We start from the raw sequence: 21,368 nt of genomic DNA on the forward strand, positions 1-21,368 counted from the left end.
TTTTATTTTCCCCGGCTTTTTGGACAATTAGTAACGGATTACTTCCGGAATCACACGATCATAAGCCTCAAGGGTTTTTGTTAATGCCTCATCATCATGAACGACAGAAAGGCTATAGCGATTCCCCGGCTTAGTGTACACCCCTGCTTCAAATAGTGCTTTGTCTAATTTTTTTCTGGAGTCATGATCACATTTTTGCAAGTCCCGATAGTGATTAATCTCCTGTCTTTCCGTTAATAGTACACTAAACATTGCCCCGCTGCCAACCGTTTTCATGGGAATATCATGTTTTCGAAACAGGTGGGTAAGTTCCTCTCTAAAGCGGTCAGTACGAGCGACAAGTGCATCGTATTCTTGCTCGAGGACATCAAGGGTCGCGATTCCCGCAGCCAAAATAAGCGGGTGTCCGTTATACGTGCCACTGTGGAACAGCGCCTTTTGGGATGCTTCGCTATCTTCACCTGCAAAAATATCCGTCCCGTTCAGCGGTGAACTTTGCTCCATAATGGTTGCTTTTCCCCCGACAACCCCAAACGGAAAGCCGCCGCCCACAACTTTTCCGATCGTGGTTAAGTCCGGCGTCACGTCATAGACGCCCTGTACCCCGTCCATTGCCGAGCGAAAAGCGGTTTTTACTTCATCAAAAATGAGCAGGATGCCGAGTTTGTTCGTGACCTTTCGCAATTGTTGAAGAAATCGTTGCTTAGGCGCAATAATCCCGCCCTCCATCGGTTCGATAATAACAGCTGCCAGTTCATCTTTGTGTTGTTCCAAAATGCGCGCGCAACTTTTAATGTCATTAAAGGGGAGAATAATCGTCTCGTTGGCAACTTCCGGCGACATTCCGCCGGAATCGGGTACAGCCTGCGGGTCTTCTTGTTCACCTGCATCGCTTTTTGAGGGATGAATGCTTAAAAGAAGGGAGTCAATCGCGCCGTGATAATGACCTTCAAACTTCGCGATTTTATATTTATTTGTATGCGCCATCGCCAAACGTACCGCTAATAAATTTGCTTCGGTTCCGGAATTGGCATAGCGTATTTGTTCCATGGAGGGAAAATGTTTTTGAATGCGAGTCGCCATCGTTACTTCCCGATCATGAGGGGTTCCGAATAACCACGTTCCATCTTCTTCGACCTGACGGACAATCGCTTCACGAACGTGAGGGTGTGCGTGCCCAAGGATTAATGCTCCGTACCCCATTAAATAATCAATGTACTCATTGCCGTCTACGTCGTAAAATTTACTGCCACTTGCACGGTTGATCGTGATTGGGTAAGGGGCAAAATGTTTAATATTTGCGGTCATCCCACCCGGCATCACCTTCCGTGCCCGTTCCATATGCGCTCGCGACTGTGTGGTCCGCTCCGTGTAAACCTCGTCAGGATGTGCAACGTTTTGCAAACTCATCGTTTTCGATTCCTCCGATAAAATTTTTACTTCATAATTTAAATATATGAATGCTTTCTTTCATTATACACAGAGGACAAGGGTTTGTGAACCGTTCCTTTCGTTTTTAGGTAAAAGATGAAATATTTCATTCATTTGTTGAGCGAACAACAGCATTCGGACATTTTTTTAGTGTAAACGGACCCCTGTCCAAACGATCCACCAGTTCGGATGATCTTATCTATTTCATTCCCAAACTGTCCGAGCTTAATCCCAGTTCGGACAGTTTCTCAATTTTAAATGTGCAAAGTGTCCGAGTTCACTCTTATTCGGACACTTATTTCAATTCCATGCCTTATCTGTCCCATCGCGTGTGCGTTTTATGAAGGGGATCTTTCATATTGATTAGTTTTTTGAATCTTTTAATTCTTTTTTGACCTATAGAATAGCAACTGCTATACTGTCGTTGGAAGAGGAGCCCATATTTTTCTATCTGAAAGGAGTGTTTCCATATGGCTCAACCAAAGTACATTACAAAAATTGATCAAATTGAGCAAATTCCTGAAGGTGAAAGAGAACGGTTAAAGAAAATAACGGAAAAATTTGTTTTCCGTGTCAATGAATATTACTTAGGATTGATTAATTGGGAAGATCCGGATGATCCGATTAAAAATTTAGTGATTCCAAATGAAAACGAACTTTCCGAATATGGGCGCTGGGACGCTTCCGACGAAGATACCAACTATGTCGTTCCTGGTTGCCAACATAAATATGAAACGACTGCCTTATTGATTTGTTCCGAAGTATGCGGGGCTTATTGCCGCTATTGTTTCCGCAAGCGTTTGTTCAGAAATGATGTAAAAGAAGCGATGTCCGATGTGGATCCGGGAATTGAGTATATTCGCAATCATCCCGAAATTAACAATGTGTTGCTCACCGGCGGAGATCCTTTAATTCTGGCGACGAAAAAACTTCGCTACATCATTGAAGAACTCCGGTCCATCCCGCATGTGAAAATCATTCGTATCGGCTCCAAGCTTCCGGTCTTTAACCCGATGCGCATTTATGAAGACGAGGCGTTGCTTGAGTTATTCAGGGAGTATTCCACGCCAGATAACCGAATCTATGTGATGGCCCACGTCAATCACCCGAGAGAAATCACAGACGAAGCAAAACGAGGCTTTCAGGCGCTTCACGATGCCGGCGTCATGGTTGTCAACCAAACGCCCGTTTTAAAAGGCATTAATGATAACCCAGACGATCTTACCGAATTGCTCGATAAACTGTCCTGGGCGGGCGTGACCCCTTATTACTTTTTTATTAACCGACCCGTTGCCGGGAACACCGATTTTGTACTCAGCCTAAAAGAAGCCTACGAGGCGGTGGAAGAAGCGAAGGCCCGCACAAGCGGCCTCGGGAAACGAATTCGTCTCTCCATGAGCCATACATCCGGCAAAATTGAAATCTTGGCAATCGAAGACGGAAAAGCCTATTTAAAATACCATCAATCCCGAGACGGCAATTACGGGAAATTTATGGTGCTGGATTGCCCCGACGATGCCGGCTGGTTCGACGAACTCCCCGGAAACGAAGCATATTGGACACCGCCGAAGAAAAAGACAGAAGAAGTCGTATCCGTCAATCAAATGTCCGACATGCCGCAAAAAGGCAAACGGAGAGCCCCAAGCAAACGACAAACGTCCTAAATTGGACACCGGCTTAGCCAGACAAAGCCAAGCATCGAATAAGCCGAGGTAAAGGGCTCTCCTTTTCCTCGGCTTATTTTATTCGTCGGTCATTTTATTCTCCAGTGTTCCAATCAAAGGTACATGAATCGACACATCATCTCCGGGACGCAAATATCGGGGAGGGTCCATCCCCTTTCCGACACCAGCGGGCGTGCCTGTCGCAATAATATCACCTGGTTCCAACGTCATTCCCCGGGAAATAATTTGGATCAAGTCCGGAATGTCGAAAATCATATCGGTCAACGGTGCTGACTGGCGCACCTCCCCGTTGACTTCCGTCGACAATCTCTCGCCAGCGAGCGCGGCCTCGCTCACGTCTGTGACAATCACCGGACCGATCGGGCTAAATCCATCTAATCCTTTTCCGAGAAAAAACTGTTTATGTCTGCTTTGCAAATCCCTTGCCGTAAGATCATTTAACAAGGTGATGCCGAATACATAATCCCACGCTTCTTCCCTTTCAATCTTGGCCCCTTCGCGGCCAATGACGACAGCAACTTCTCCTTCGTAATCCACTTGTTCACTTACGTCCTGTTGCAAGCGTACCGGCTGTCCGTGTCCGATGATACTAGTGTGCGGTTTTGTGAAAATCAGCGGATGCTCTGGGATATCTGCATCACTGCCAAGTTCAATGGCATGGGCCGCGTAATTTTTGCCTACACACATAATATTCTTCGGCGTTTTGGCAATTGGGGCACTCCTTTTTATCTCCGAGGGCTGCACCCAAAAATCCCCGTCAGGCATAGCAGTTGCCTGCTCCAGCACTTTTTTCGCTTGTTTTAGGAAAGCTTCGCCGCGATGAATGGCGGTTAACATATCGGCGGGGCATTCGGTTCCCGGTTGCAGTTGCCGCAAAGCTTCCTCGAGCACTAAAATTCGCTGGCCATCTTCACGTTCAATTCCCAGTTGCGTTTTATTGTCATACACCATCGATAGTAATCGCAGCATGTTTATTTACCTCTCCCTAGAAGTTGGAAATTGATCAGGATACGCACGTACCGATGCAAACATTTCTTCCCTTTCACTTTCATCAGCGAGAACGGCATGTCCAAGGTGCAAAGGCGGGATTTGCTTAAACCCGCAAAAATCAACAATCGCTGTCTTAAATAATTGTTCCATCCAGTCCTTTTGACCATTTTCCCATACGTCCCGCGGTGCGCCGGTCGTATAAATCATGCCGAGCGGTCTGCCTTCCATTTTCGGGATCGGCCTTTCATTTTCCAGTTCAAATGCGAACCCATAAGCCAACACACGATCCACATAACCTTTTCCGATCGCTGGAAAACCTCCCCACCAGACCGGAAATAGGAAAGTGATCGCTTCTGCTCGCTCCACATAAGCATGCTCTTTTGCAATATCATCTGCGTAACGGCCGGATAATGAATGTTCATATTCTGCTTGCGTTAAGAGCGGTGCAAACGGAAGCCTGTACAAATCGCGCACGACAACTTCTTTTCCCAAATTTTGCAAGGCTTCGCGATACGCAGTTAAAACCGCATGATTAAAGCTATCCTTACTTGGGTGCATATAAACGATCAAGTGCACGTTTTCGCCCCCCTTTTCGGAAGCTGATCCGTCTGATATGAGCCCTTATTGTACTATTTTTTTACGAGAAAGAGCGGTTGTCCGTAATCAACAAGTTCTCCGTTCTCAACGAGAATCTCCTTGATTTCTCCTTCGATTTCCGCCTCTATTTCGTTCATTAATTTCATCGCTTCGACAATGCATACCACGGATGATTCATTGATTCGGTCCCCGGGCTGAACATAAGCATCGGCATCAGGTGAGGGCGCGCGATAAAACGTTCCGACCATTGGCGAAGTAATTTGCTCCACATTCGGATCTTCCGGTGGCGTTTGCTGTTGACCCCCCTCCTTTTGCGTTGCGGGCTGGGAATGGTGAGCCGGTGCCGGCTGGGGAGCTGCTTGTGTCGCGGGAATCTCCACCTGTTGCATCACTCCCTCCGGTTTTTTGCGGATAACCAAGCCTGTATTGGTCTCGCCTGTGACCTCTAATTCGGAAATGCCAGAATCATCCACTGCTTTTATTAAATCTTTAATTTCCTCGATGTTGTACATGGCAAGCATCCTCCTCCTTTTTTTACCATTTATATCGTTTCTTTTTCCAAAAACGTCGTATCAAAGTTCCCTGATGCAAACGCTTCATTGTCCATGAGCGCTAGATGGAAAGGAATCGTGGTTTCCACGCCTTCCACGACAAATTCCACAAGAGCACGTCTCATACGGGCGAGGGCCTCTTGACGATCCGTGCCGTAAACAATTAATTTCGCGACCATGGAGTCGTAATAGGGCGTGATCGTATAGCCCGTATAGACCGCACTATCCACGCGCACCCCCGGGCCTCCCGGCGGCAAATACATCGTAACTTCTCCCGGAGAAGAACGGAAATTTTTCTTTGGATCTTCCGCGTTGATTCGACATTCAATCGCGTGGCCGCGTACGGTGACCGCTTCTTGCTCGATGGATAGAGGTTTCCCCCCGCCAACCAAAATTTGTTCCTTAATAAGATCCACACCTGTCACTTCTTCTGTCACCGGGTGCTCTACTTGAATACGGGTGTTCATCTCCATAAAATAAAAACAATTATGTTTATCAAGCAAAAATTCAACGGTCCCGGCACCGACATAGGCCACTGCTTGTGCGGCTTGTATCGCCGCTTCGCCCATCTGTTTGCGAATGGCTTCATCAATCGCCGGGGAAGGGGCTTCTTCCACAAGTTTCTGGTGCCGACGCTGAATGGAACAATCCCGCTCGCCAAAATGGATCACATTTCCAAACCGATCGGCCATGATTTGGATTTCAATATGTCTTGGTTCCTCGATGAATTTTTCTAAGTAAACGCCTGCATCTCCGAAATTCGTTTCTGCTTCTTGGCGTGCCATCGTAATAGAACGGATTAATTCATCGGCATCGTACGCCACACGCATGCCCTTTCCGCCACCGCCGGCGGTTGCTTTTATAATGACGGGGTAACCGATTTCTTTTGCCGTTTGAAGGGCTTCCTTTTCTTCTTCAACAAGCCCGTCACTCCCCGGCACAGTCGGAACCCCTGCCTTATGCATCGTTTCGCGCGCTTGTGATTTCGCGCCCATTTTATCAATGGCAGCCGCAGATGGGCCGATAAATGTAAGGCCATGATCCGCACAAATTTCAGCGAATGCTGCATTTTCTGCTAAAAAACCATACCCGGGATGAATTGCATCCACACCTGTCTTCGTGGCGGTTGCTATCAGATTTGTTTTGTTCAAATAACTATCTGCCGCGGCATTCGGGCCAATGCAATAAGCTTCATCAGCGATCATCACGTGCAAAGCTTCCTGATCCGCCTCTGAATAAACCGCAACCGTCTCGATGTTTAGTTCACGGCAGGCCCGGATGATGCGAACGGCGATTTCACCACGATTGGCGATTAAGACCTTATTAATCATGCTGGAGTATCTCCTTTACAAAATTACGTATACGGTAAACTTCCATCGGAGAGAGTCCCCTCTCTAATAAAACACGGGTTAAAATCGTGGCAAAGCCCGCGCTAGCACTTCCTGTGCGTCGGCCGGCAAAGAACGCCACGTCCTGTGGCAAAACCGGCACTAGCCCTTCCTGTACGTCGGAACAAATCGGGTGTTCGTCGCCCGCTTAGACGGAAGGCGGAACAACCTTTTTCGGGAAATTAAGAATGCTACTTTGGCTTCCGATGTCTGACTTCCTGGGAAGCGTGTGCTTACCACCAGGATAAAACGTACTTGTGCATATCCATCCTTCTAAATTTTAAATAAAAACACATCGACCGTCAACGTTTATCACTGCTTCATCGTCTTCAATCACGTATTTTCACACTGAATATAGCAAATGAAACATGCACGAATTGTCGAAGGGACGAAGTGAAGGATAGAATTAATGTTCTTCCTCACCAAAAATTAGACAAAGAAGGGTTTGAGCTTTACCTTAAACAGGAATAGATAGGAAGGAAATTCGATGGAGGTGAAGAATGATGAAAGACGTGAAAACAGAAGCAAAAGAGCTGGAAGGTTGGTCATTGGAAGGGGAGAAAATTCGAAAATCCTTTTCCTTTGACACCTATTTTGAAGGAATTTCTTTTGTTAGTAAACTTGCGGTCTATGCAGAAGGGGTTCAGCACCATCCCCATGTGACCATTGACCATACAAATGTGACCGTGCAGTGGACGACCGTGGATCAAGGCGCACTCACAGCAAAAGACATTGCTGCCGCTAAAGCTTCGGACAACTTGTTGAACAGTGGCCACATTTAAGCGAGGAGGGGCACGCGTGACGCGCAACCGCAAATTGCTGAAAAAGGCTCGTGAGCATGAAGTTCAGGACGAAAAATAGACGGCTGAAAGACATGGCTTACCACTTTAGCGCAAAACGCGAAATCATTAAAAGCAACCTCATCGCGGGAATCGCACGTGGTGTAGGGCTGACTCGACACAGCTGTCTTGTTGGCCCTTCTCGGGTTTATCCTCGCGAAAACCGTCTCTTTACCGTTAATCGGTGATTATCTTGCCGAAATTTTGGATATCGTAGATAATCAAAGGGAAACGACCCCTTAACTTGAAGGAGCGATGAAAAAATGGATTTACTTGGAATTGCAGCATTAATCTTTGCGATCGCGTTTGCGGTTCTCGTCATCTTCTTGGCAAGAGCCCTGGGAAACTTGGCAAATGTGCTTTCCAAAACAGAAGTCACCGTCGGTAAACTTCCCGAACAGTTGGATGAGATCACAAAAGAGACGGGAACCGTTCTCCACAATACAAACGAAACGATTTTGGATGTCAATGAAAAGGTAGCAACGTTGAACCCTATTTTCGGCATGATTGGGGATGCCGGCGAAGCTTCCCGAAGATTGTCATCCTCCCTCGTCGACATGACCGAGGCTGTGAGTAATCAATCGCAAGAAGCATCGGAAACGTCGCGGCAAAAAGGGTTGAGTGGCTTCTACGGTCTAGCGGCATTTATTTATTTTTTAAATCAAAAACGCAAAGAAAAAAGTGAATAATGCTTCGACCCGAGTGTAGACATTTCGCCGTTCTGCACTCTTTTTTTTCTATGATCCATCATGACGACCGTATGCGGCAGATTTGCCCGGATTAGGGCTCCATGGAGCCGTTAGCGGTTGGACGGAGTGGTTGCAAAAAAAAGATAAGGACCATCGCTGGACGTGCCCTTACCTTCCACTATAAAACAGGGGGTACTGTTTATATTTTCCACCCCCTGCCCCATTTTAAACCTGTTATTTTAACGTAAAGCCTTGATCTTTTAAAAATGTGGTCACTTGCTGGCGTCGGGGATTGCCAAGATAATGGACCATGTTTGCGCCCCAACCGTCGGTTTTCTTTCCGTTCGTCCGTTTTTCGTAGTAATCGCTCGTCACGCGTTCATATTCGTCCAAGCCTTCGTGATAGCGTTCCCCTTGATAACGATCTTCGTGTAAAATCATCGGCTTTGGAAAACGCGGCTTTTGTCCGGGGTCCTGGTCCGGGTAGCCGAGGCAAAGCCCCATGACCGGAAATGTATGTTTCGGAAGTTCAAGCAATTCTGCCACGCGGTACAAGTCGTTCCGAACACCGCCGATCATCACGCCGCCCAATCCGTAGGAACGGGCAGTGAGCAAGACGTTTTCGGCAGCAAGCGCTACGTCAACCGCGCCGACGAGCACATTTTCCGTTTCTTCCAACTGATAATCGGCATCGTGTTTTTCGCTGTTGATGACATGCTTATGCCAATCTGCGACAAAAACGAGAAACAGCGGACTTTCCCGGACGTATTTTTGATTGGCGGCAACTTCTGAGATGGCATCTCTTTTTTCCTGATCGCGGACACGGATCATCGTGTACGCTTGCACATGGTGGGAAGTCGGTGCCCAGCGGGCAGATTCCACCAAATCTGTCACAATGTCTTCGGAAACCTCCGTATCTTTAAACTTACGGATGGATTGGTGCGTTTGAATAAGATCGCGTGAATTTTTATGATCCATGATGGATACCTCCAGGCGTCACAAGTTTTCCGTTGGGTCTTTCGTTTACAAGCTCTCCATCTTGCATGACCGTTTTCCCTGAAACGATCGTATGGACAGGCCATCCCTTGATTGAACAGCCGTCATAGGCGCTGATTTTACTTTTGCTGTGCAACGCTTCTTTACGGATAACTCCCGTTTTTTCCATGTCCACAATCGTGATATCCCCGTCGCTTCCGGGTGTAAACGTCCCTTTCTGTCCGACCACCCCATATAGATGCGCGGGGTTTTCCGCCAGCAACGCCACGAGACGATTCATTGTCAATTTTCCCTCATTGACCGCGTTCAGCATGAGCGGCACCATCGTCTCAACCCCGCACATGCCCGCGGGGATTTCACTTAACGTACCGCCGTACTTTTCTTCTTTGGTATGTGGCGCATGGTCGGAACACACAACGGTAATCGTCCCGTCATTAATCCCTTCCCAAATGGCTTTTTGGTCTGCCTTAGTCTTAACAAGCGGGAAAATTTTCATATCCTTGCCGACCGTCTCGTAATCTTCGTCGCTCAAAAATAAATAGTGCGGGCATGTTTCCACACTCACCCTTTGCCCGGACGCTTGCGCACGGCGTACGGCCGCCACGCTTTCAGCAGCGGAAACGTGTAGAACATGAAAATGCACACCGGCTGCTTTTGCGAGCGTGATCCCCGTTTCTACGGTAAGCTGCTCGGCAACGCCGGGCCTTGAAGCCAGCAATGCTGGGTACGATTCATCTTCCGGGTCTTTCTCCTCGCCGAGCCGACGAATCAGTTCGTGATTTTCCGCGTGAACCGCGAACAATTGCCCGGTTTTGGCTACTTCTTTCATCATCGCGTACACTTCGCCGTCATCGTAAGGTTGGATGACTTCATCGCCTGCTTCACTGACATTGTACAACAGTTGAAAGGTTTTCCGGTGAACGCCGTATCCCCAAAAGTACTTAAAACCGATGACCCCTTTTCGATGCATCTCCAGGAAATCAGCTCGGTTCAAAGGGCCGAGACAAATGCCCCAGAGGCCGAAATTAACCGCCGCTTTTTTTTGTAAATGTTCCACCTGTCCGTCAAAAGAAGCCCCATCGCGCACCGGCGGGGTCGTATTCGGCATTTCAAAGATCGTTGTGATGCCACCGGCAGCAGCCGCCCGCGTGGAAGTGGAGAAATCCTCTTTGTGCGTCGGTCCGGGGTCCCGGGAATGAACATGTGTATCGATCAACCCCGGAAGGACGTGTTTTCCGGCAGCGTCGATCACCTCTTGTGCTTCCCCTTTCGCCCCCGGAGCTTTCAACGCGGCAATTTTTCCATCTTGAATGAAAATCGTTCCCGGAAACGTCTCTCGGCTGGTGACGAGCCAACCGTTTTCTATTTTAACATCGTACATCCTCGATCAACTCCAGAAAGCCATTCCCAACCCGGGAACAGTTTAATCGATATCATCATAAACACGGCTTCCCACTGCTTGGCGTTGTTTTTGATATTTTCCATTGTAAGGGACGTTTGCCGTTTGATCCATACGAGCAAACACGAGCTGGGCAATCCTGCGCCCGGAGATCAGGCGAATCGGCAAACGGTTGGCATTATAAAGCTCCAGGGTGATCTCGCCTTCGAAGCCGGGATCGACCCATCCGGCGTTTTGGATAAATAATCCCATGCGGCCAATCGAACTACGCCCTTCTACAAACGCGGTCAAATTATTCGGCAGTTTTATGTACTCATTGGTCGTTGCCAATAGAAAAGAGTTCGGGGGAATAACCACTTCCTCCGCTTCAAATTCGACATACTGCGCCGGCGTATCGAGCGCAATCGATTCGATCGCATTCTCATCAATCTTCAAATAATGGTTTCCGAGTCGGATATCGACGGACGCAGGTTGGATTTGCACATCGGACAAAGGCTCAATCACAAGTTCACCACGCGCCACCATCGCTTTAATTGTCGCATCTGATAATATCAAAGGGGCTTCCTCCTGAACAAACTTTTTCATCCTCCAGTATACCTGATATCGACAACAGTCGCCAACAATTCTCGCTTGCTGGACAAAATAGAAAAATTATACTTCTAGATAGAAAAAGCTCTCTTCAACCGGCCGTTTTCCCGATGTAAACCAACCGTTGTCACCTGTGTACCAAGGGTTTATGGATTTAATATAGTCTAGACTATAAACCGATTCGATCGATACGAAAAGGTGATCAACTCTCCCAGGAGCAATTGGCGCAAAAACTTAACGTCACGCGTGTTAGCCTGATGGATATTTAATAAAAGGGACGTCTCCCCATGAATACGGGCCACGCCGCTAATATTTTTTTAATAAAAACCGTAGCGGAATAAGCGAAATCAAAATGATGACAAGGGCGGCCGGTGCTGCATACTGGTAAAAGAATTCATTCGTTTCATACCAGATGCGCACCGCGAGCGTATCAAATCCGGGCGGACGCAAAATCAGGGTCGCTGGTAATTCTTTAATGGCACTGACAAAGACGAGCGCGCCGCCGGCAAGGATTCCGGGTCGAATGGCCGGGAGAATCACTTTAACCATTACTTTCCACGGAGGATGACCAAGGCTTCGCGCCGCTTCATCCATCCTCGGCGAAACGAGACTAAGCGACGCTTCGCCGGCCTGCATCGCCTGAGGCAAAAACAGAATGACGAACGCAAACGCGATCAAGTAATGGGTGTTATACAACCAAGGAATGTGTTCGTTAAAAATAAAGATAATCCCGAGGGCAACGATTACTCCCGGTAACGCATAACCGGCATAGCTTAATTTTTCGATGACTGTCGTCAGGGGGGACGGATAACGGGATTTCAAATAAACGATCGGTATAGCCATCAGCATACAGGCAATGGCGGCATACCCAGCTACACGCAGGCTATTCCACGTGTACTCCCAAAACTCACGGTCAATCGCGCCTTCTCCAATTCCAATAACCGTCCAATAAACAAGCACGATAATCGGAACGAGTACAGAAAAGAAAAAGACCGTAAACACATACAACAACGCGGGAATTTTCCACTTGCCCAAGCGTAGGGTTTCAGGTTCCGTGTACGCATTCGAAGTCTGATGATATTGCACATTTTTTTTCCGTGTTTTTGCTTCCAGCCACAGAACCACAAGCGTAATGGCGATCAAAACCGTACTTAAGACTGTTGCTGATAAATTGTCAAAACTTCCCATTTGATAGTAAATGGCTGCCGCAAAAGTCGTGTACCTTAAAATCGCGATCGCTCCAAAATCGGAAAGGACATACAGCGACACCAAAATCACGCCTGCCCCAATCGCCGGTCGCAAAAAAGGAAGGTTTACTTTCCAAAAAATTCGAGCCGTTGACATCCCTTGCGAGCGTGCCACTTCTTCATAGTTCCGGTTCATCTTTCGCAAACTCGCCATCGAAATCAGGAAGACATAGGGGAATGTAAACAGCGTTAAAACGAAGAAAACACCTGCAAAGGAGTAAATCTCAATGGGGTATTCGCCAAAAGCCCTTTCCAGCCATCCATCTTGCCACCATTCAGAAGCCCAGCCGACAGGCCCGAAAATCATGATGTAAACAGCTGCCCCAATATAAGGCGGGATGACAAGAGGAAGCGCCAAAAGCCATTGCCAGCCTTTTTTGAACGGGATATCGGTGCGATTCACGATCCAGGCAAGAGACACACCGAGGATAACCGCAAATACCGTCACCATGAGGGTCAATGAAAGGGTATTCCACAAAAGCCCGGGAATCCGCTCATCCAAAATGTTCATCCAACCGTCAGCGCCAGCTGAAAAAGAGCGAACCACTACGTAAAGAAGCGGCACGCCCATAATAAAAGCGATCAATAACCCAAGAAAGAGGAGGACCGGCCCCGGCGGTCTTCCCCTCCATAGCCTATACCAAAGCTTTCTTACGCCTTTTTCTCTTTCATTTCGACGGCTCATCATGACAACTCCCGGGTTTTGCACAAAACTCGTTTAACGCACTTCCAAATCCATACCGGATGCTTCAATGACCTCTAGGGTATCATCCCAAACTTCTCCCAATTCATGAAGCGGCATATCATGCGTTTCGTACTCATCGATTGCCGCCGCATCCTCGACAGCCTCTACGTCGGGGTTAATCGGCACTTCCAAGGATTCATTAGAGAACATTTGTTGATTTTCTTCTTCCAACGCCCAATCCATAAACGTCTCCGCATTTTCGCGATTAGGACCATCAGCAACCAACCCGACTCCGGCGGCGTTTAGAACGGCGCCCATTTCATCTTCCCCCTGGTCCGGATACACAACGCTGACGTTATTGTTTTCCGGCTCTTGCAACTGTTGGTGGTAATAATAGTTATTGACAAGGCCAAATTCTACTTCCCCTGTGCCCACAGCTTGACGAATCTCCCCGTGGCCATCTGTGATGATCCCGGCATTATCGCTCACGTCTCTTAACCATTCTACGGTTTGTTCGTCTCCCCATTCCTGACGGAGCGCGGAGACATGACCGATCATACTCCCATTGGCTCCACGGGTAATGGCAAATTGATCCGCATATTCCGGGGAGGCCAATTCTTCAATGGAATCGGGAACATTCTCTTCGTTCACCAAGTCCTCGTTATACATTAAAACGCGCGTGCGGGCAGACAAAGCAACCCAGGAATCATCTTCCGCTCGATAATCTTCATCGATGCTCTCGAGATTATCGGCTTCATATCCATCTAAGAGGCCGTCCAAACGTAAATGCTCCATGGCTCCCACATCATTGGAAATAAAGATATCGGCCTGTACATTATTCGCTTCTTCCTGGATTCGGTTTACGGCTGTGTCATCCGCATGCAAGGCATGAACCTCGATCCCGGTGTCTTCTTCGTACTTCTCGAGGTATTCATCAACAAATGTTTCATTTCGAGCAGAATAAACGACCAACTCTCCGCTCTCCCCATCTTCAACCTGCGCTTCTTCACCGCTTCCCGCTTCTTCCTCCTGGCTGCAACCGGCTCCAACGATCGCTACCGATAAAAACGCCGCCGGGATCCATCTATACAACTTCATCTATGGTGCTCCCCCTGTCTTGCTTTTTTCCTAAAATGATTGGCTAATCTACAAGCGCTACAAGCTCCGGTTTAATATCAAACGAGACAACAGATCCGATCAAGACATCTTGTTCCATCGGGGCATAGATCATCATTGTCTCTCCATCGCTATCCGATTCTTGCAAACGCACAACCAGCTCTTGATACTCTCCACTATAGGTAACGTGCTCCACCTTACCGGAATAGCGCCCTTCGTCAACCAAAAGACACCCCTCCGGGCGAATGGACACTTTCACATTATCAATCATTGTCTCTTCTCGTTCCGGCAGGCAAACTTTCCCGATGTGTGTGTGTACATGCTTCAAATCCGCGCACATGGTTCCATCAAGGAGGTTTGTTTTTCCAACAAATTGCGCGACGAAACAATTGCTCGGGCACTTGTACATTTCCCTGGGCTCGGCAATTTGCTGAATCACGCCGTCTTTCATGACGACGACACGGTCGGATACAGCGAAGGCATCTTTCTGGTCATGGGTCACAATCACGCCGGTAGTGTTAGCCTTGCGCAAAATCATCGTTACATCATGACGCATTTTCTCTTTTAAACTTGCATCCAGATTGCTGAACGGTTCGTCCATCAGCACCACATGCGGTCTGGGCGCGAGCGCGCGTGCCAAAGCGATACGCTGTTGTTGTCCCCCGGATAGTTCATTCGGGAAGCGCTTGGCGCAATCTTCCAGTCCGACAAGTTCCAATACCTCTTGCGTGCGCTTTTTGCGTTCGCGCATTTTCCATTTGTTTAGTCCAAACATCACATTCTTTTCTATGTTTAAGTGAGGAAAAAGGGCATAGTCTTGAAAAACCATTCCGATTCCGCGCTGTTCCGGCGGGACGGAAACGTTAGCAGCATACATCGTCTGCCCGCCAATGGTGATCTTTCCAGTCGTCGGCTGCTCAAAACCGGCAATCATACGGAGGGTCGTCGTTTTCCCGCAACCACTGGGTCCAAGCAGGCTTAAAATTTCTCCTTTTTCGAGATGAAGGTTTACGTTGTTGACAGCAGAGGCTAGATTATGATCAAACGATTTGGTCAGCTCCTCCAATTGAACAAAAGACACGAAACGCCCCCCAAATGATGAGTAAGTAAAAGATCTTCTATTATTTATTATTTAGAATTATTATCATATAGATGAGAATGATTTTCATTACAAATGAATTGTAGCACGGGGGCCCATCTTCGTCAACGAATACTTCAGTGTCCCCCTCCTTAAATTCAGGCAAAAAAAATCGACAGCCTCAGCTGTCGATATCGTTCTTTTCTTCGAAGTTACATTCCATCTCATAACCATGTTCGGAAATCGTACAACCGGATTGGTAACGGGCACGCCACTCTCTATATTCGTTGCTTAACACGAGGAAATGTTCCTCATCTTTCACATCCAGCGCTTCATCGATTAACCGTTTATAGCGGTTTTTTGTAAATACATAAACGGAATATTCCAACATCATACGGGCATAGAGCGATTGCACCACTTGTCTGGGCGCCCGATACCCTTTTCGAATCATTTTCAACTTTTCGAACAATTCTTTTTCATATGTTGACGCCGCCATTGTTATCCCCCCTGATTTCCTCATACAGGTATGATTCGACCGTGGACAATACATTTCACTTATTGCTCATTCAATACCCGCGCAGCTGCAAGTTTAAACCTCTACCTGAAAGATTTTTCAAAAACTTCCTCTTGAAGGTACGAACATTCATTCGTTATACTGACGTTACACTTTCCGAAGAGGTGACGATATGTTCGCACACAAAACCAACCTCACCTTCATCCATTACGCCGTGATTTTGCCGCTGGTGAAAAAAACATTCGAAAATGACCAAGGGCACCTGCAACAACACATGCACATCAAAGCTCCCTACATGGCCATCGTTCAAACGGCGCTCACTTCGCTACAACATGACCTCCGACTACTCAAGCGCATACAAAAACAACGTAACATCCGCGTCTACCTGGTCGATGCCGATGAAACATTTTCCACTTATGGTTATGTATGCAATCGTTACGAAGGGCAGAACCGCTATGTAAATGCCCATTTAAAAAGACAAACGGGCCGGTGTATGACCCGTTATCTTCAAGGGGACCGTTTGTTTACAGAAGAAGGGCATTTACGAGAGAGCCACCAGTAGAGGCCATACATCCCGATAAAGACAAGAAGCGCCACGACTTGCAATACGACAATGTAATAAGGCCAAGGACCGAACCAGTCAAACGGCGAAGGGCCCGGCGGTTTTTCCATTAAATACATGTAATTGCCGTCCACCCACAGATTCAAAATGAACATGAGCGCTGCGTAACCGTTTAAATACAGCCACACGCGGAAAACCGACCGGAAACAACGAAGCTGCATCCTTTCCACCGCCAGCATATAGACAACGGCGACGATCACGAGTGCATGGGTAATAAAAAAATGAAAAAAACGAAAATGAGGAAATCCGTAGTTGCCGACATCGGGGGTTAAAAGCGTTAGAAATGCACTGCCGACGCCGACGAAAAACGCGATTTCAAACCACGTCTGGCCGCGGGTCAACAACATGAAAATCGCCACGATCCAGGCGATGCTGCTTAAGTGCAACGGCAACGAGAATGACAGATCCCAAACGCTCGCGTCTATGTACCAGACCTGCAAAAGTACTTCCCCGGCAATGAAAATAAACACACAGCCAATACGAAAAAAATTCTGTCTTTTTGCTGACTGTTTCAAGCAGTTTCTCCCCAGAACGACAAACAAGCAAGCAATAAACAAGCAAATGATGACGAGAATATGCGCCGTCCCAAACATGGTAAATCCCGGTCCATCGTGGCTATACGCCCACCACCACATGATGCTCCCCTCCCTCAATGAAAACGCGCCTGCAGGATTTTGCAGACGCGAAGGTAAACCGTGCTAACGCCGCCCTGTAATCATTTGGAAAATCAGAACGACAAGCGCGATCACGAGTAAAAGGTGAATAAGTCCACCGCCGGTCCCGCCGATAAACCCGAGCAGCCAAAGCACTATCAACACGGCAATAATCGTCCATAACATTTTGCGTCTCCCCCTTGTCCCTGTAATGATACAAGTATATTAAGAAAGCGCAATGATTATTAGCGTTATTTTGTCCATTCCCCTCGGTAGTGTAAAATGTTCGCTTCTAAATTTAAGAAGTTTCTTTTTTACTGCGGGAGGCCATATGATGTTACGATTCGTCATGACATAAAGTCCCTGGAAGTAAACGATTCTAAAAGTTCTTTCGTGGAGTAACCTAATCCTTGTTGATATTGTTGCTGACTTTCCGTAATCATTTCATCAAGTGCAGGATTGGCAGCTAACATCCTCGCTTATAGATTGCTCGTCTTCTTTTTGAAGAACAAGTGTGAATCTTCCTTTACCAGGCATAAAAAACTGGCCAACCGAATTTTCACGATTCATTTCCGAGAGATGTACTCCATAAGTTCCTTAGTTGATTGAACTCTTTCCATACCATTCACCACCCACATGGATAATCTGTTACGGAAATTATATCACACATTCACTTTATCGTTTGTAATCCTGAATACTTAAACAGTTAGTCAGCAGGTAAATCCTCTTGAAGTCACACAATCATTATACCTGATATTTGCTTGGAAAGCGTCGCCCGATAATTGAATAAGTAACGTAGGTGAAGGGGCGGGTATACAACCCGCCCAGACGCTGGATTCCCGAAAAAGACTTATAAAAACTGCAACAACATCCTAGCCATGGAAAAATAAATCGTAATCGATATGACATCAATAAAGGTTGTGATAAACGGTCCCGAAGCAATGGCCGGATCGAGTTTCAGCCGATTAATAACTAAAGGAACGAGGGACCCGATCACTGCCGCGACGCCCAAAGAGAGAAAGATCGAAAATCCGACAATGATGGCTAAAAATAGATCCCCGTCGTAAAGGAACGGAATCAATACGATTAACGTCAGTGCACAGGCGAAGCCGATGGCCAGGCCTGTGCCAAACTCTCTGATTAACGCCCAAAAAAGCCCTTTTTTTTCAAAGTTGCCAAGGGCCAAGCTGCGGACGACGACCGCCAAGGATTGTGTGCCCACATTTCCGGCGGAACCCATCAACATTGGGATAAAAGCCGAGAGCAAAACGACTTGTTCCAGTGTCTCTTCAAATGTGCCGATAATGCCCGCGGTGATCATCCCTAAAAACATGAGCAAAATAATCCATGGCGCCCGCCGCTTTGCCGCGGTGAACGCCGAGATATTCACATCTGTCGTGCCTCGCGTTGTCGAAAATTCAGCAAGGTCCTCGGTTGCTTCTTCTTCGAGCACATCAATGACATCGTCAACAGTCACAATCCCTATCAATTGATTGTGCGTCGAAACAACAGGAGCCGCAAGAAAATCATATTTCTGGATTAAACGTGCCACGTCTTCCTGATCATCATTGACGTACACGGAAACGACGCGGCGACTCATGACATTGCCGACCTTTTCATCCAAAGAGGCGACCATGAGATCGCGCAGAGAGACAACACCGGCTAATTTTTCATTTTCATCCACAACATAAAGATAATAAATCATTTCGGCATCCGGCGCTTCATTGCGCAACCGATTTAAAACGTCGCCGACGTTTTCCGTTTCATGAAGGTGGATGGATTCCTTCGTCATAATCGCGCCGGCCGTTTCTTCCTCATACGTGAGTAACTCTTTGACATCTTCGGCCTCTTCGGTATCCATCCCGGTCAAAATCTCTTCGCGTTCTTTTTCTTCCAATTCCCCGAGAAAATCGGCGACATCATCCGCGTTCATATGATTAAGGACATCGCTCATGTCTTTATTTTCCCACTCAAGGATCATGTCCTTTTGTTCTTCAAGATCCAGTTCTTCAAATATATTCGCAATTTCCTTCGCTGACATAATGCCGTAAAAGCGATTGCGATTGTCTACCTTCATTTGTTGGACGACTTCCATTTGATCAACGGGGTGCAGGTCTAGAAACTTCAAGCGAAAAGCCTTATCTTCCCCCTCTTCAAGCAACTTCAACAAATCCTGATTATAGGCAGCACGCGTTTCATCATTCAATTTAACCATCGTTTATCCCTCCTGCAAGCCGCCTCTTGCTGTCAAACGACGACAAGGGGCGCTTGATCAATCGTCTGTTCGATTACGAGTACCTGATTATGATGGGTCGAATCGGGAACCAAACGCCCCTCACCTCCTATTGTCCAAACAATCATTAAAAAACCGCCTTCTCATCCGAAAGGCGGCTCGCTTTAGCAAGTAACTTCATTCGCTTGCCCCCATCGTAGAGCTTTAGCACTGTGCGGCATAGGACTAAAGCCCAGCTACATTAAAAGCCACCTTAGCTCGATGACCTCTGTTTACCCATTGGCGTCTTTAGACATTTTTGGGCAGCAGCATTTCTCCGCACAGGAGCCTCACCTAACGAGTCTTTCTTCTCCTTTTATACCGTTACTGACTATACAGAAGGAAAAAGGCACTGTCAACCGGCACCCCCGTCATCTTATACGTATGCAAATGCTTCATGTGCAGACAATAATGACAAAATAGTCAAAGGGGGAGGAAAAGAATGCGAAAGCGGACAAAAAAACAACTTAGCGACGATTACGAACATAATGTTTCAGTATTAAATAAAGAACTCCGTGCCGATAAAAATTTTGACATCGTTGAACAGGAATATCATTTTGGCGGCAAGAAGATGTCGTTTTACGCGGTCGATGCATTCGCCAACGATTTAGTTGTATCCAAAATAATGGAAAATCTGTCCAAACTGGAAGAAAATGCTCTGTCCAAAGACCCCCTCACCCGCCTGGAACAGCGCGTGACTCCCCTTGCAGAGTTGGAACGGGAACATGATTTGGACGAAATAACCGCCCAAATCCTTTCCGGACAAGCCGCGCTTATCGTGGAAGGATGCAGCGAAGCGTTGCTTATGGATGTACGGGAATACCCCGTGCGAGAACCGCAAGAACCCGATATGGAACGAGTGGCCCGCGGCGCCAAAGACGGATTTGTGGAGACCCTCGTTTTTAATAGCGGTCTCATTCGCCGTCGCGTGCGTGACCCTTCTTTGGTGATGGAATCGATGCGTGTCGGTCGCCGTTCGAAAACGGATATTGTCATCAGCTACATTGATACCGTTGCCGATCCGGAAATCATGCGACGGCTAAAAAAGAAAATCAACGCGATTGATATTGACGGTTTGCCAATGGCCGAAAAGACGGTCGAAGAATTTCTCATTAAAAAGAATCTGGCTCCTTTTCCGCAAGTACGATACACGGAACGGCCCGATACAGCAGCCGTTCACCTTCTGGAAGGCCATGTTTTAATACTGGTGGACGGTTCCAATGTCGCGATGATTGTACCCACAACCTACTTTCATCATCTGCAGCACGCCGAAGAATACCGTCAGGAGCCATTCGTCGGTTTTTTCCTGCGCTGGGTTCGATTCTTGGCGGTTTTTGCCTCCATTTTCCTTCTCCCGGTCTGGTTCCTCATCGTCGATAACGATGCGCTCGGACCGGACGCATGGGGATTTCTCGGAGTAGAGGATGATTACAACATCCCATTATTTGTACAAATTCTTATTGCCGAATTTGGTTTACAAGTTTTGAGGATGGCCGCGATTCATACCCCAGACGCGTTGGCAACCGCCCTTGGGCTTGTCGCTGCCATTCTTATCGGTGAAATTGGGGTTGAAGCAGGTGTTTTTACAAATGAAGTCGTCATGTATGCAGCCGTCAGTGCCATGGCTGGGTATTCCACCCCCAGTTACGAGCTGGGTTTGTCCAATGTGCTTATTCGAATCGCCCTTACGCTTGCTGTCGGTTTCTTTTCGTTGTACGGCTTTATGATTGTCGGGCTTTTGATCTTTGTGGCACTCGTAAAAACCAAAATATTAAACACGCCATATATGTGGCCGTTTCTCCCTTTCAATGCCAAAGCACTTGCGGATTTATTGTTGCGTATGCCGCAACCATACAAAAATTTTCGCCCCTCCTTCGTTCACCCGCTGGATCAAAAAAGGCAAGCAAGAAAGAGGTAGCGAAACTGCCGGTTTCGGTTTGGTTGGCAGCTACTTCTTATCAGCCCACTTTCAGCAGTTTTTGAAAAACCACTCAAAAACTGCTTTTTAACGCTCGAAATACCTGTCAT

21 protein-coding genes and 1 riboswitch are annotated in these 21,368 nt (G+C 47.3%); of the genes, 6 read left to right on the forward strand and 15 right to left on the reverse strand.

Features of this window, described 5'->3' with window-relative positions:
• Positions 1–27: 27 nt before the first annotated feature.
• Positions 28–1,410, reverse strand: a complete 1,383-nt coding sequence (locus DT065_RS06595) for an aspartate aminotransferase family protein (RefSeq protein ID WP_114371864.1) — start codon at positions 1,408–1,410, stop codon at positions 28–30.
• 491 nt (positions 1,411–1,901) lie between these two features.
• On the opposite strand from DT065_RS06595, the gene DT065_RS06600 reads away from it, so the two are divergent.
• Entirely contained in the window at positions 1,902–3,095 is a 1,194-nt protein-coding gene (locus DT065_RS06600) for a KamA family radical SAM protein (RefSeq protein WP_114371866.1), read from the forward strand.
• A gap of 78 nt (positions 3,096–3,173) precedes the next feature.
• On the opposite strand, the gene DT065_RS06605 is transcribed toward DT065_RS06600, so the two are convergent.
• From DT065_RS06605 to accC, 4 genes are read right to left on the reverse strand one after another with little or no spacing between them, the layout of a single operon-like run.
• On the reverse strand, positions 3,174–4,085 hold the full coding sequence (locus DT065_RS06605; protein WP_227002749.1) for a fumarylacetoacetate hydrolase family protein: 912 nt from the start codon (positions 4,083–4,085) through the stop codon (positions 3,174–3,176).
• A 6-nt stretch (positions 4,086–4,091) separates the two neighbouring features.
• Positions 4,092–4,682, reverse strand: a complete 591-nt coding sequence (locus DT065_RS06610; protein WP_114371868.1) for an NAD(P)H-dependent oxidoreductase — start codon at positions 4,680–4,682, stop codon at positions 4,092–4,094.
• Between the two features lie 53 nt (positions 4,683–4,735).
• On the reverse strand, positions 4,736–5,215 hold the full coding sequence (gene accB, locus DT065_RS06615; RefSeq protein ID WP_114371870.1) for an acetyl-CoA carboxylase biotin carboxyl carrier protein: 480 nt from the start codon (positions 5,213–5,215) through the stop codon (positions 4,736–4,738).
• A gap of 29 nt (positions 5,216–5,244) precedes the next feature.
• Positions 5,245–6,585, reverse strand: coding sequence for an acetyl-CoA carboxylase biotin carboxylase subunit (gene accC, locus DT065_RS06620; protein ID WP_114371872.1), 1,341 nt, complete (start codon positions 6,583–6,585; stop codon positions 5,245–5,247).
• A gap of 557 nt (positions 6,586–7,142) precedes the next feature.
• Here accC and DT065_RS06625 point away from each other — a divergent pair.
• The 3 genes from DT065_RS06625 (at position 7,143) to DT065_RS06630 (ending at position 8,170) form a co-directional block, all read left to right on the forward strand.
• Entirely contained in the window at positions 7,143–7,424 is a 282-nt protein-coding gene (locus DT065_RS06625; protein ID WP_227002750.1) for a 4a-hydroxytetrahydrobiopterin dehydratase, read from the forward strand.
• A 189-nt stretch (positions 7,425–7,613) separates the two neighbouring features.
• Positions 7,614–7,724, forward strand: a complete 111-nt coding sequence (locus DT065_RS19835; RefSeq protein ID WP_227002798.1) for a DUF5665 domain-containing protein — start codon at positions 7,614–7,616, stop codon at positions 7,722–7,724.
• Between the two features lie 20 nt (positions 7,725–7,744).
• Complete coding sequence (locus DT065_RS06630; protein ID WP_114371874.1) at positions 7,745–8,170, forward strand: DUF948 domain-containing protein; 426 nt, start codon at positions 7,745–7,747, stop codon at positions 8,168–8,170.
• A 234-nt stretch (positions 8,171–8,404) separates the two neighbouring features.
• On the opposite strand, the gene nfsA is transcribed toward DT065_RS06630, so the two are convergent.
• The 7 genes from nfsA to DT065_RS06665 all read right to left on the reverse strand — a co-directional run bounded on the left by nfsA (position 8,405) and on the right by DT065_RS06665 (position 15,775).
• Entirely contained in the window at positions 8,405–9,148 is a 744-nt protein-coding gene (nfsA, locus tag DT065_RS06635) for an oxygen-insensitive NADPH nitroreductase (protein ID WP_114371876.1), read from the reverse strand.
• Entirely contained in the window at positions 9,138–10,547 is a 1,410-nt protein-coding gene (locus DT065_RS06640; RefSeq protein ID WP_114371878.1) for a dihydroorotase, read from the reverse strand. The genes nfsA and DT065_RS06640 overlap by 11 nt, the downstream gene beginning before the upstream one ends.
• A 42-nt stretch (positions 10,548–10,589) precedes the next feature.
• Positions 10,590–11,120, reverse strand: coding sequence for a dCTP deaminase (dcd, locus tag DT065_RS06645; RefSeq protein WP_114376132.1), 531 nt, complete (start codon positions 11,118–11,120; stop codon positions 10,590–10,592).
• 339 nt (positions 11,121–11,459) lie between these two features.
• Positions 11,460–13,085 (reverse strand): ABC transporter permease, encoded by a 1,626-nt coding sequence (locus DT065_RS06650; protein ID WP_114371879.1) that lies wholly within the window; start codon positions 13,083–13,085, stop codon positions 11,460–11,462.
• Between the two features lie 33 nt (positions 13,086–13,118).
• On the reverse strand, positions 13,119–14,183 hold the full coding sequence (locus tag DT065_RS06655; RefSeq protein WP_114371881.1) for an extracellular solute-binding protein: 1,065 nt from the start codon (positions 14,181–14,183) through the stop codon (positions 13,119–13,121).
• A gap of 43 nt (positions 14,184–14,226) precedes the next feature.
• A complete protein-coding gene (locus DT065_RS06660) occupies positions 14,227–15,282 on the reverse strand; it encodes an ABC transporter ATP-binding protein (RefSeq protein ID WP_114371883.1) in 1,056 nt (351 codons plus the stop codon).
• Positions 15,283–15,460: 178 nt separating this feature from the next.
• Positions 15,461–15,775: an IDEAL domain-containing protein gene (locus DT065_RS06665; RefSeq protein ID WP_160112439.1), complete on the reverse strand. Its 315-nt coding sequence runs from the start codon at positions 15,773–15,775 to the stop codon at positions 15,461–15,463.
• Positions 15,776–15,965: 190 nt separating this feature from the next.
• On the opposite strand from DT065_RS06665, the gene DT065_RS06670 reads away from it, so the two are divergent.
• Complete coding sequence (locus DT065_RS06670) at positions 15,966–16,355, forward strand: YhjD family protein (protein WP_114371887.1); 390 nt, start codon at positions 15,966–15,968, stop codon at positions 16,353–16,355.
• On the opposite strand, the gene DT065_RS06675 is transcribed toward DT065_RS06670, so the two are convergent.
• The 3 genes from DT065_RS06675 to mgtE all read right to left on the reverse strand — a co-directional run bounded on the left by DT065_RS06675 (position 16,301) and on the right by mgtE (position 19,283).
• Positions 16,301–17,050 (reverse strand): YwaF family protein, encoded by a 750-nt coding sequence (locus DT065_RS06675; RefSeq protein WP_114371889.1) that lies wholly within the window; start codon positions 17,048–17,050, stop codon positions 16,301–16,303. The genes DT065_RS06670 and DT065_RS06675 overlap by 55 nt on opposite strands.
• 63 nt (positions 17,051–17,113) lie before the next feature.
• Positions 17,114–17,254, reverse strand: coding sequence for a lmo0937 family membrane protein (locus DT065_RS06680; RefSeq protein WP_114371891.1), 141 nt, complete (start codon positions 17,252–17,254; stop codon positions 17,114–17,116).
• Positions 17,255–17,918: 664 nt separating this feature from the next.
• A complete protein-coding gene (mgtE, locus tag DT065_RS06690) occupies positions 17,919–19,283 on the reverse strand; it encodes a magnesium transporter (protein WP_114371893.1) in 1,365 nt (454 codons plus the stop codon).
• Positions 19,284–19,483: 200 nt separating this feature from the next.
• A riboswitch (M-box (ykoK) riboswitch) is annotated at positions 19,484–19,649 on the reverse strand.
• Positions 19,650–19,782: 133 nt separating this feature from the next.
• Between mgtE and DT065_RS06695 the strand changes: the two genes are divergently transcribed.
• The gene (locus tag DT065_RS06695; protein WP_114371895.1) at positions 19,783–21,258 is read left to right on the forward strand and encodes a spore germination protein; all 1,476 of its coding nucleotides are present in this window, start codon (positions 19,783–19,785) and stop codon (positions 21,256–21,258) included.
• The last annotated feature ends 110 nt before the right edge of the window (positions 21,259–21,368 follow it).

This window comes from Salicibibacter kimchii (assembly GCF_003336365.1).
In the GTDB taxonomy this organism is placed as follows: Bacteria; Bacillota; Bacilli; order Bacillales; family Marinococcaceae; genus Salicibibacter; species Salicibibacter kimchii.

What these genes read in the sequence shown, in the direction of transcription:
- DT065_RS06695 (WP_114371895.1), top strand. Translation starts at nt 19,783, where the DNA reads ATGCGAAAGCGGACAAAAAAACAACTTAGCGACGATTACGAACATAAT.
- DT065_RS06600 (WP_114371866.1), top strand. Translation starts at nt 1,902, where the DNA reads ATGGCTCAACCAAAGTACATTACAAAAATTGATCAAATTGAGCAAATT.
- DT065_RS06665 (WP_160112439.1), bottom strand. Translation starts at nt 15,775, where the DNA reads ATGGCGGCGTCAACATATGAAAAAGAATTGTTCGAAAAGTTGAAAATG.
- accC (WP_114371872.1), bottom strand. Translation starts at nt 6,585, where the DNA reads ATGATTAATAAGGTCTTAATCGCCAATCGTGGTGAAATCGCCGTTCGC.
- DT065_RS06650 (WP_114371879.1), bottom strand. Translation starts at nt 13,085, where the DNA reads ATGAGCCGTCGAAATGAAAGAGAAAAAGGCGTAAGAAAGCTTTGGTAT.
- mgtE (WP_114371893.1), bottom strand. Translation starts at nt 19,283, where the DNA reads ATGGTTAAATTGAATGATGAAACGCGTGCTGCCTATAATCAGGATTTG.
- DT065_RS06630 (WP_114371874.1), top strand. Translation starts at nt 7,745, where the DNA reads ATGGATTTACTTGGAATTGCAGCATTAATCTTTGCGATCGCGTTTGCG.
- DT065_RS06605 (WP_227002749.1), bottom strand. Translation starts at nt 4,085, where the DNA reads ATGCTGCGATTACTATCGATGGTGTATGACAATAAAACGCAACTGGGA.
- accB (WP_114371870.1), bottom strand. Translation starts at nt 5,215, where the DNA reads ATGTACAACATCGAGGAAATTAAAGATTTAATAAAAGCAGTGGATGAT.
- DT065_RS06680 (WP_114371891.1), bottom strand. Translation starts at nt 17,254, where the DNA reads ATGTTATGGACGATTATTGCCGTGTTGATAGTGCTTTGGCTGCTCGGG.
- DT065_RS06670 (WP_114371887.1), top strand. Translation starts at nt 15,966, where the DNA reads ATGTTCGCACACAAAACCAACCTCACCTTCATCCATTACGCCGTGATT.
- DT065_RS06595 (WP_114371864.1), bottom strand. Translation starts at nt 1,410, where the DNA reads ATGAGTTTGCAAAACGTTGCACATCCTGACGAGGTTTACACGGAGCGG.
- DT065_RS06675 (WP_114371889.1), bottom strand. Translation starts at nt 17,050, where the DNA reads ATGTGGTGGTGGGCGTATAGCCACGATGGACCGGGATTTACCATGTTT.
- nfsA (WP_114371876.1), bottom strand. Translation starts at nt 9,148, where the DNA reads ATGGATCATAAAAATTCACGCGATCTTATTCAAACGCACCAATCCATC.
- DT065_RS06625 (WP_227002750.1), top strand. Translation starts at nt 7,143, where the DNA reads ATGATGAAAGACGTGAAAACAGAAGCAAAAGAGCTGGAAGGTTGGTCA.
- DT065_RS06640 (WP_114371878.1), bottom strand. Translation starts at nt 10,547, where the DNA reads ATGTACGATGTTAAAATAGAAAACGGTTGGCTCGTCACCAGCCGAGAG.
- DT065_RS06655 (WP_114371881.1), bottom strand. Translation starts at nt 14,183, where the DNA reads ATGAAGTTGTATAGATGGATCCCGGCGGCGTTTTTATCGGTAGCGATC.